The following is a 6,364-nucleotide window of genomic DNA, read 5'->3' as shown; positions in this document are numbered from 1 at the left end:
AACACCCCAAATGCCCGGCAAAACAACAGCCGGGCCACAGAACCGCCGTCTGCAAAAACCAAAATCCCAAAAACTCGGCTTTATGCAACGGTCCCTCAAGGGGGGAGATCAGATTGGGGAAGCCGCTCGTCTTCTCGAAACGACATAGAAGCTCCATAATTGAGCGAGGGTTTAGCCTGAGAAGTTGGCGCCTTTGCACCATCCGAATTATGTGTTGAACGGCCGCCCCCAGCCGATCTCCCCCCTTGAGGGGGGTGAGGCATGGTCGGCGTAGCCGAGCAATCGATCCAGTGAATCGATTGCAATGCCGAACGTCCGGCAGGACAGAGGGGTAACATCCGCACTGTGCCCTACAGCTAGAGCCGCAACACGCTCAGTTCCGCAACCGTCCCTCCGCGAGGTCGAGCACAGAGCGCGCGGCGTCCATGACATTGGTGCCGGGGCCGAAGACGGCGGAGACGCCGTGCTCCAGCAGGTAGTCGTAATCCTGCCGCGGAATGACGCCGCCGACGACGACGATGATGTCGTCGGCGCCCTTGGCCTTCAGTGCCTCTACGAGCTGCGGCGCCAGCGTCTTGTGGCCGGCGGCGAGCGACGACATGCCGACGATCTGCACCTTGGATTTGATCGCCAGATCGGCAGCCTCATCAGGCGTCTGGAACAGCGGGCCGGCCACCACATCGAAGCCGATATCGCCGAAGGCGGAAGCGATCACCTTGGCGCCGCGGTCGTGCCCATCCTGGCCGAGTTTGGCCACGAGAATGCGCGGGGCGGCGCCCTTCGCCTGCTGATATTGCTTCAGCCGGTCTGATAGCGTCGCCATCTCCGGGTCGCCCTCATAGGCCTTGCCGTAAATGTCCGTCACGACCTGCGGCACAGCCACATGGTCGCCGAACACGGCGCGCATGGCATCGGAGATCTCGCCGACCGTCGCGCGCGCACGTGCCGCTTCGACGGCAGCGGCCAGCAGATTGCCGTCACCGCTGCGGGCGATCTCGGTGATGCGGGCAAGCGTTGTCTCGACCGTTTTCGGGTCGCGCTGGCGCCGGATCTGCTCCAGCCGCTTGACCTGGGAGGCACGCACGGCGGAATTGTCGATTTCGAGGATGTCGATCGGCTGCTCGTCATTGAGGCGGAACTTGTTGACGCCGACGATGATCTCCTCGCACTTGTCCACGGCGGCCTGGCGTCGGGTTGCGGCCTCCTCGATCAGCCGCTTGGGCAGGCCGGCATCAACAGCCTTGGTCATGCCGCCCATGGCCTCGACCTCCTCGATCAAGGCCCAGGCCTTGTCCGCCAATTCCTTGGTCAGGCTCTCCACATAATAGGAGCCGGCCAGCGGATCGACCACCTTGGTCACACCGGTCTCGTTCTGCAGGATGAGCTGGGTATTGCGGGCGATGCGCGCCGAGAAGTCGGTCGGCAGGGCGATCGCCTCATCAAGCGCATTGGTATGCAGCGACTGCGTGCCGCCAAGCGCGGCCGACAGCGCCTCATAGGCCGTGCGGATGACGTTGTTATAGGGGTCCTGCTCCTGCAGCGACACGCCGGAGGTCTGACAGTGGGTCCGGAGCATCAGCGAGGATGCCTGTTTCGGCTCGAACTCCTGCATGATGCGCGTCCAGAGCAGGCGGGCGGCGCGCAGCTTGGCGGCCTCCATGAAGAAATTCATGCCGATGGCGAAGAAGAAGGAGAGGCGCCCGGCGAAATCGTCGACATTCAGCCCCTTCTTCAGCGCCGCGCGCACATATTCGCGGCCGTCAGCCAGCGTGAAGGCCAGTTCCTGCACCAGCGTCGCGCCGGCTTCCTGCATGTGATAGCCGGAGATGGAGATCGAATTGAACTTCGGCATTTCCTTGGCCGTGCATTCGATGATGTCGGCGATGATCCGCATCGATGGTTCCGGCGGATAGATATAGGTATTGCGGACCATGAACTCCTTGAGGATGTCGTTCTGGATGGTGCCCGACAGCAGAGCGCGCGACACACCCTGTTCCTCTCCGGCGACGATAAAATTGGCGAGGATCGGGATCACAGCGCCGTTCATGGTCATCGACACCGAGATCTTGTCCAGCGGAATGCCGTCGAACAGGATCTTCATGTCCTCGACGCTGTCGATCGCCACGCCCGCCTTGCCGACATCGCCCTCTACGCGCGGATGGTCGCTGTCATAGCCGCGATGGGTGGCAAGGTCGAAGGCAACCGACACGCCCTGCTGCCCGGCGGCGAGGTTGCGCCGATAGAAGGCATTGCTCTCCTCGGCCGTCGAAAACCCCGCATATTGCCGGATCGTCCAGGGGCGGCCCGCATACATCGTTGCGCGCGGCCCACGGACAAAAGGCGCAAAGCCCGGCAGGCTGTCGAGATGCTCGATGCCCTCCAGATCCTTGGCCGTATAGAGCGGCTTGACAGCAATGCCCTCAGGCGTGTGCCAGGTCAGCGTCTCCGGCGAAGCCTTGATTTCCTTGCTCGCCAGAGATTCCCAGTCGGCGATGGTTTTGTTGGTCATCGGTGCGATCCTATCGTGAAGGCTGCGCTTTTCGGCGGTTCGCCGAGGGAGGTCTGTTAGACGGAGTTTCGGCCCCGCGCTATTCTTGAAGGCTCAATCGGAGCGCCTGGCCACAAAGAAGGCTCGGTATGGTCTGTAATCGCGGTACTCCTCTCTGTCCTGCCGGACATCTCCCCCACAAGGGGGGAGATCATTTCAGCGAAGCCGCTCGGCCCTACTCGCAAGGTTGAAAAAGAGGCAGGTGCTTGCCGCACATCGATCTCCCCCCTTTTGGGGGAGATGTCCGGCAGGACAGAGGGGGGCATCCACACACAAAACCCACCCGTGTATGTCGCCCGCACCCTCACCCCTCGAACTCCATGATCAACTCGTCCACCGCCAGGCTCTGCCCGGCCTTGGCGGCGATCTTTTTCACCACGCCGCGGCGTTCGGCCTTCAGGATATTCTCCATCTTCATCGCCTCGACGGTGGCCAGCGGCTGGCCGGCCTCGACAGTGTCGCCTTCCTTGACCGATACCGAGGTGATCACGCCCGGCATCGGGCAGAGCAGCATCTTCGAGGTATCCGGCGGCGCCTTCTGGGGCATGAGGCGGGCAAGCTCGGCGACGCGCGGACTGCGTACTCTTGCGGATGCGTCCATGCCGCGCCAGCGCAGCCGGATGGCCGCACCCTTCAAGTCAATCTTCACACCCACCGGCTGGCCGTCGACCGTGAACACGGCATGGCTCTGGCCCGGCAGCCAGCTGCCTGTCACGGAAAGCGCGCCATCATCGCCGAAGGAAACCTCAGCGCTATCGGTGCCTGACGTGAGTGTGGTCGCGAACTCCTGGCCGGCCAGCGCCACCACCCAGTCATGGCCGACCTTGCGGCGGTGGTTGTCGATCGTGCCGGATATCTTGACCGCCCGCTCCTGGATCACCTGGTTGATGACGGTGGCGATCGCCGCGAGCTTCCGGGCGTCCGCTTCTGTCGGCGCAACGCCGGTGAAGCCTTGCCTGAACTCCTCGGCAATATAGGCGGTCGTGATCTTGCCGGAACGGAAGCGGTCCTGGTTCATGACAGCCGACAGGAAAGGCAGGTTGTGGCCAATGCCCTCCACCTCGAAATTATCGAGCGCCGCACTCATGGCGTCGATTGCGGTCAAACGATCGGGAGCCCAGGTGCAGAGCTTGGCGATCATCGGGTCGTAATACATCGAGATTTCGCCACCCTCGAAAACGCCGGTATCGTTGCGCACCACGGTGCCGTCGTCGAGCGTGCCTTCGATGGGCGGACGGTAGCGGGTGAGGCGACCGATCGAGGGCAGGAAGTTGCGATAGGGGTCTTCGGCGTAAAGCCGGCTCTCGATCGCCCAGCCCTCAAGCTTGACGTCATCCTGGCCGAAGGAGAGCTTTTCGCCCGAGGCGACGCGGATCATCTGCTCGACCAGATCGAGCCCGGTGACCAGTTCCGTAACGGGATGTTCCACCTGCAGGCGGGTGTTCATCTCAAGGAAGTAGAACTTGTTCTGCTTGCCGTCGACGATGAACTCCACCGTGCCGGCGGAATGGTAGCCCACGGCTTTTGCCAGCGCGACGGCCTGCTCGCCCATGGCCCTTCGGGTCGCCGGGTCGAGGAAGGGCGAGGGGGCCTCCTCGATGACCTTCTGGTTGCGCCGCTGGATCGAACATTCGCGCTCGCCGAGATAGAGCGTGTTGCCGTGCTTGTCGCCCAACACCTGGATTTCGATATGGCGCGGCTCGGTGACGAATTTCTCGATGAAGATGCGGTCGTCGCCGAAGGAGTTCTTCGCCTCGTTGCGCGAGGACTGGAAGCCTTCCCGGGCTTCCTCCGCATTCCAGGCAATGCGCATGCCCTTGCCGCCGCCGCCGGCAGAGGCCTTGATCATCACGGGATAGCCGATCTGATCGGAAATCTTCACCGCCTCGTCGGCATCGGCAATCAGGCCCATATGGCCCGGAACGGTGGAAACACCGGCCTCGGCCGCCAGTTTCTTCGAGGTGATCTTGTCGCCCATGGCCTGGATCGCGCCAACCGGCGGGCCGATGAAGGTCACGCCGGCTTTTTCCAGGGCTTCGGCAAAGGCCGCATTTTCCGACAGGAAGCCATAGCCCGGATGGACAGCATCGGCGCCGGTCTGACGGATCGCATCCAGGATCTTGTCGATGACGATATAGGACTGGTTCGACGGCGCCGGCCCGATATGCACGGCCTCGTCCGCCATCGCCACATGCAGCGCGTTGCGGTCGGCATCGGAATAGACGGCAACCGTCTTGATGCCCATCTTCTTGGCCGTCTTGATGACCCGGCAGGCGATTTCGCCACGGTTGGCGATGAGGATTTTCTTGATCATCGGACGGCTGTTCCCCGGTATTGACGACGGTTTCTGAAGACATGGGCCACGATGGCCGCGTGAATGAAGAGGGCGCTGGCCAAGCCGAGCGCGTGGTGAGCCACGGTCACGCCAGGCGCGGCGGACACCGCAATCAGTGCCCAGATGCCGACGGGCAGGAAGAGGACGGCGGCAGTGACGAGGCCGGGATTGTACATCCGCATCCGGATGGCCGGGGCAAGGTGCACCAGAGCATTGACCAGCGTCAGATAGATGCCGATCAGTCCGAAGCCCGCGCCAAACAGGGCGGCGAGCCAGAGCGAGAGCGCATTGATACCCCAGACGCCAGGGACATTGATGACGAAGATGGCCGCGTCGGACAGGACGGTGTGGCCCTCGCCGATTTCTGAGTTGATAAACTGCCCGAAGCGCCCGGCGTCATGCTCCTCATATTGATGCAGCATATACACAGGTAGCTGAAGGAAGACCGCGATCATTGCCAGCGACCAGCCCGACAGCAGCAACGGCGTGAGGCAAAGCAGGAGAATGCCGGCAAGCATGCCGCCATACACCCAGTTGCCATAAAGCCGTTGCAGCATCGCTTGCCTCCCGCCCATCCTCTATCCCGCCAAAGCCTGTCGCGATCCTTCAGATGCGCTTTTCGCTTCAGTCCTTGTTTTTCTCGGCATGTCGTGATCGCAAACCTGCGACACACGTTTGCGCGACCCTATTCCCGCGCCTTCTTCTTCACGCCCTTCGCCACGCTCTGCTCGTCCTTCACCTCGCCAAAGGCTTCCGGGAAATTCTTGCGCGCCAGCGGTTCGTTGAGCTTCAGCTTGGCGAAATAGGATTGCGGATCAAATCCGCGTTCGGCGGCAATCACCTCGCGGCCGAACAGCCGGCAGAGGCGCTCGCCATCGAGATTGCCGCGCTCGAAGGGTTCGGTGCCGAAGAACTGCCAGAGCGCCTGGACAAAGCCGATATCGGCCAGCGCCACGCTCGGATCCATGGTGCGGTGACGCGGCCAGTTCGTCACCGGCGTCACCTTGGGATTGGCGCGGCGGATGGTATATTGCCACTGGGTTCCGGGAAGACCCAGGGGGAAGCCCTGGTGTTTGGGCATCAGCGGTTCCTTGGCCATCGCGTCAAACCTCGAACACGTCGTCGAAGGCATCCGGAAAATTCTTGCGCCCGACCTTCTCATCGATCCTCAGCAGCGCCTCGTAAGACGTCGGGTCGAAGGGATGCTCGGCCGGCACCACCTCGCGGCCGAACAGGAGGTTCAGTCGCCCTGCATCGAGATTGCCGCGTTCGAAGGGCTGGTCACCGAAATGGTGCCACAGCGCATGCAGGAAGGCCGCATCCACCTTGGCCTCAAGCGTGCCGGGGCGGGCGAGCCGGGTCAACGCCTTGAGCGGCGTTGCCCCTTTCTCGTTTGCACGACGGATGGTGAAGTGATGGCCATGGCCCGGCAATCCCGAGGGAAAGCCCTTGTGTTTCGTCATTTCGGGCGGTCTGGCCAT

General features: G+C 62.6%; 5 protein-coding genes. All 5 read right to left on the bottom strand.

All coding sequences use genetic code 11. The features are described 5' to 3' along the window. Nucleotides 1-373 precede the first annotated feature (373 nt). The 5 genes from scpA to B9A97_RS23745 all read right to left on the bottom strand — a co-directional run bounded on the left by scpA (nucleotide 374) and on the right by B9A97_RS23745 (nucleotide 6,364). The gene (gene scpA / locus B9A97_RS23765) at nucleotides 374-2,509 is read right to left on the bottom strand and encodes a methylmalonyl-CoA mutase (protein ID WP_084368302.1); all 2,136 of its coding nucleotides are present in this window, start codon (nucleotides 2,507-2,509) and stop codon (nucleotides 374-376) included. Between the two features lie 343 nt (nucleotides 2,510-2,852). Then, nucleotides 2,853-4,862, bottom strand: coding sequence for an acetyl-CoA carboxylase biotin carboxylase subunit (locus B9A97_RS23760; RefSeq protein ID WP_084368301.1), 2,010 nt, complete (start codon nucleotides 4,860-4,862; stop codon nucleotides 2,853-2,855). Then, nucleotides 4,859-5,440: an HXXEE domain-containing protein gene (locus tag B9A97_RS23755; RefSeq protein WP_084368300.1), complete on the bottom strand. Its 582-nt coding sequence runs from the start codon at nucleotides 5,438-5,440 to the stop codon at nucleotides 4,859-4,861. The genes B9A97_RS23760 and B9A97_RS23755 overlap by 4 nt, the downstream gene beginning before the upstream one ends. A gap of 128 nt (nucleotides 5,441-5,568) precedes the next feature. Next, nucleotides 5,569-5,982 carry a hypothetical protein gene (locus B9A97_RS23750; RefSeq protein ID WP_084368299.1) on the bottom strand — a complete coding sequence of 138 codons (414 nt, stop codon included), beginning with the start codon at nucleotides 5,980-5,982 and terminating at the stop codon, nucleotides 5,569-5,571. Between the two features lie 4 nt (nucleotides 5,983-5,986). Next, entirely contained in the window at nucleotides 5,987-6,364 is a 378-nt protein-coding gene (locus B9A97_RS23745) for a hypothetical protein (protein ID WP_084368298.1), read from the bottom strand.

The sequence above is a fragment of the Rhizobium sp. RU36D genome (assembly GCF_900176345.1).
GTDB lineage: Bacteria > Pseudomonadota > Alphaproteobacteria > Rhizobiales > Rhizobiaceae > Allorhizobium.
The sequence above is the reverse complement of the archived record's forward strand: the minus strand, read 5'-3'. Positions and strand labels throughout refer to the sequence as shown.